Annotated in this window: 2 protein-coding genes and 1 pseudogene; 2 read left to right on the top strand and 1 reads right to left on the bottom strand. The window is 60.7% G+C overall.

Annotated elements, in window-relative coordinates; genetic code table 11:
• Together B4F73_RS06400 and B4F73_RS06395 are read left to right on the top strand one after the other, a co-directional pair.
• Nucleotides 1-237: pseudogene (locus tag B4F73_RS06400) on the top strand (TonB-dependent receptor); the annotation flags it as partial.
• A 10-nt stretch (nt 238-247) separates the two neighbouring features.
• Nucleotides 248-862, top strand: coding sequence for a glutathione S-transferase family protein (locus B4F73_RS06395; RefSeq protein ID WP_290479091.1), 615 nt, complete (start codon nt 248-250; stop codon nt 860-862).
• On the opposite strand, the gene B4F73_RS06390 is transcribed toward B4F73_RS06395, so the two are convergent.
• Nucleotides 859-1,638: SDR family NAD(P)-dependent oxidoreductase (locus B4F73_RS06390; protein WP_290482776.1), on the bottom strand; the 780-nt coding region annotated here is incomplete at its 5' end. The two genes, B4F73_RS06395 and B4F73_RS06390, sit on opposite strands and share 4 nt — an antisense overlap.

Here is a 1,638-nt window from a genome sequence, read left to right as displayed (position 1 = left end):
GTTGATCATGTCGGCGAGTATTTCGTGGATCCCGCGAACACGACCACTTACCCCGGCCACACCGTGCTGGGCGCGCGGGGCGCGTGGGCCCTCAGCGAGACGGCCGAGTTGTTCCTGATCGTGCGGAATCTGACAGACGAAAAATATGCCGACCGGGCAGATCTCGCCTTTGGCAATGAACGCTACTTCCCTGGCGAACCTCTGAATGCGACGCTGGGCATGAGAAAAACATTCTAGGAGGAAACCGATGAAACTCTATCATAGCCCCATGGCCCCCAATCCGGACCGGGTTGTCTTTTTCCTGCGCGCGAAAGGCAAGTTGGACGCGGTGGATCTGGAAGAAGTCTCCATCATGAAACAGGAGCACCGGACGAAGGAATATCGCGAGGTCTCTCCGTTTGCGCAGGTGCCGGCGCTGGTGCTGGATGATGGGACCAAGATCACCGAAAGCCGGGCGATTTGTACTTATTTCGAGAATGTCTTCCCGGAGCCGAACCTGATGGGAACGGACGCGAAGGAAAAGGCCCTGATCGAGATGTGGGATCGCCGAGTCGAGCTGATGTTCATGGTGCAGTTCGCGACCTGGTTCCGCAATGCGCATGAGATGATGGCGCCGCTGGAAGTGCCGCAAAGCGCCGAGGCCGCTGCCAAGGGCGAGAAGAACGCCAAGCGCATGGCCGAGCGGTTCAATGCACATCTCGCCGACCACGAATTCCTCGCGGCTGACCGGTTCTCGATTGCGGACATTACGCTGTTCATCACCTGTGGCTTCTGCCGCGTGATGAAATGGGCGCCGCACAAGGAGCACGAGAATCTCGGTCGCTGGTACGACGCCATGAAGGCACGCGGTTTTGCGGGCTAGGCGTTCTTGATGTTCATCCCGCCATCGACCGGGATATGCACGCCGGTCAGGAAGCTGGCCGCTGGCAGGACGAGAGATAGCGTTATATTGGCGACTTCTTCCGGGATGCCATATCGGCGGAGCGGCACGCGGCGCTTGGCGTAGATTTCCTTGTGCTCGTCCTGGATGCCAGCGGTGATGCCCGTATGGATCGGGCCGGGGCAGATCGCATTGACGGTGATGCCTTCACGACCAAGGTCGACGGCGAGCCCGCGGGTCAGGCCGATGACGCCATGCTTGGCTGCGACATAGGGCGAATTGCCCGGCGTGGCGCCAAGGCCTTCCGTGGACGCAATATTCACGATGCGACCAAAGCCTGCCTTGCGCATGTAAGGGAGCGCTGCGCGGATGGCGCGCTGGTGGGAGGTCAGCATGACATTGATGCTGTCGGCCCATGCGTCTTCATAGCTTTCCTCGGCAACGTCAGCCATCCTGGCGAAGCCGGCATTGTTCACGAGAATTTCCAGCCCGCCGAAATGCGCGGCCGTCTCGTCCACGACGCGCTTGATCGCGTCCTTGTCGCTGACGTCCAGCGCCCAGCCCTGCACATTGGCGAAGCCAGCATCACGGATTTCCTGAACAACGACATCGACATTTTCCTGCTTGAGGTCTGTCACGGCGACGTTGGCGCCTTGGCGGGCGAACAGGTGGGCGGTGGCGCGGCCCATGCCGCTGGCGGCGCCGGTAATGAGTGCGGTCTTGCCTTCAATGGAGCGCGAGAGATCCTGATATGGCGG

Origin of the sequence: Hyphomonas sp. UBA3601, from assembly GCF_002375605.1 — a bacterium.
Lineage (GTDB): Bacteria > Pseudomonadota > Alphaproteobacteria > Caulobacterales > Hyphomonadaceae > Hyphomonas.
This window is presented reverse-complemented; position numbering and strand designations above follow the sequence as displayed.